The organism is Bacteroidota bacterium, from assembly GCA_030706565.1.
Classification (GTDB): Bacteria; Bacteroidota; Bacteroidia; order Bacteroidales; family JAUZOH01; genus JAUZOH01.
The window spans coordinates 1-1,742 of the sequence record JAUZOH010000572.1; the positions used below are offsets into that span (position 1 = coordinate 1).

The window sequence follows — 1,742 nt, forward strand, 5'->3', positions numbered from 1 at the left end:
TCAGCTTTTAAAATTCCCGGATTGCCGGGATTAATGGGGAAACATATGTAAATCACGGATTGTCGTGCAACTGTAAACACCGCAAAAGGCTTTTACCAAAATATCCACTGTCTGCCACAGGCGGGGATAGAAAGGACGGCAAAAGTGGAAAACGCATCAACTCTATTTCTTTTTTAAATCAATCATTTTTATCAATCAATTTTTTATGGAAATATTTTGGAAAACAATCGCTGAATACAACTCTGCCACTTGGTTATATCAAATATTAATTGTCCTGACCGGTATAGTCCTCACAATTAGGCTTGTTAAAAATCCCAACCGGAAGATTAAGATAGCAATGAAATCCTATATGATTTTTCTTAATCTTTGGATAGCAATCGTTTATTATCTTATTTATTGTTCCGAACGAAAATACAATATTGTTTTGACCTTGTTTTGGGCAATTATAGCATTTATATGGGTTTGGGATCTAATAAAAGGACATACCTCATTCCAACGTAATTACAAATACGACATATTTGCTTATATTTTACTTGCAATGCCCTTTTTATATCCGATATTCTCTCTTAAACGGGGACTGGAATTTCCGGCTATTACTTCACCTGTAATGCCTTGCTCGGTTGCTGTTTTTTCGATCGGTTTATTACTGCTCTTTTCCGAAAAAGTAAATATGTATATCGTCCTTTTCCTCTGCCATTGGTCTATTATTGCCATCTCTAAAACCTATTTTTTCGACATCCCCGAAGATTTTCTTTTGGCAAGTACATCAGTTCCTGCACTATATCTTTTCTTTAAGGAATATTTTGCGAACAATCTACATAAGGACATGAAGTCTAAAGCTAAATATATAAACTTGTTACTCGTTATCATCTGCATTATTATCGGCGTACTATTAACCGCGACTTTATTCATTGGATTAAAGGGATAACGAATATTCAATTTTTTTATTGACAATCATGGTTGTCCGTTCAAAAATGATTCAACTGATATTATCCCAATTGCTAATGTGGCAGACAAAATATTAATATCAATCCCAAAACAGGTTGGATAGGACAAAATCTCAACTTTTTCCCTATATTAACTCGGTGGTTGTCAGCATAATAATAACATTTATTTTATGCTGAATCAAGCCGAGAGAAATTCCAAGTTTCGCTGAGTAATCTTCCTAGACTGTTTGCATCTCCGCATCTTTCCGTAAAAATGTATTGCGGGCAATTTCGCAAAGGATCAATAATTTAATAAGGTATAGGATTTTACCCTGTCTGCTAAAGTAAAAAATAAATTAGATTGATGCAGGTTCCAATCAATTTTGAAATTTGCAAACTCTTTAAAAGAAAAGTATCAAGACTAACAACTTTTTTACATCTCATTGTAGACTTTAATTGTGAATTTATATTTTTACATTGCTAAAATAAAGTATCACAAGGAAATTCTGTACAATTTTAAGTTAAAAAAAACCAACTTATTTTTATAAAATAAATGCTATGTTAAAAAATTTTCATTCTTATTCGTTTCCGTTCAAAAAGTATCTGTATTCATGGCTATTATTGACAGTAATGAGTTTATTACCAGTTACGGCCCAGATAAAATACGTACCCACCGATGAGCGCAAAGATGCGGGCATGGGCGTAGAACGGGTAGCAAGGTTCTTCACTCCTACCTATGAATCGAAAGTGGCACAAAAGAATAATGAAATCCGGTGGGTACAGATTGATTTAGGCGAAAGGAAAAAAATAAACGGA

The 1,742-nt window shown here is 33.6% G+C and carries 2 protein-coding genes; both read left to right on the forward strand.

Features of this window, described 5'->3' with window-relative positions; genetic code table 11:
* Positions 1 to 205: 205 nt before the first annotated feature.
* Positions 206 to 928, forward strand: a complete 723-nt coding sequence (locus Q8907_16875) for a DUF6064 family protein (protein ID MDP4275943.1) — start codon at positions 206 to 208, stop codon at positions 926 to 928.
* Positions 929 to 1,556: 628 nt separating this feature from the next.
* Positions 1,557 to 1,742: hypothetical protein (locus tag Q8907_16880; protein MDP4275944.1), on the forward strand; the 186-nt coding region annotated here is incomplete at its 3' end.

Bases quoted from the DNA above. Each gene is read 5' to 3' on its own strand.
- Q8907_16875 (MDP4275943.1), top strand. From the start codon at position 206: ATGGAAATATTTTGGAAAACAATCGCTGAATACAACTCTGCCACTTGG.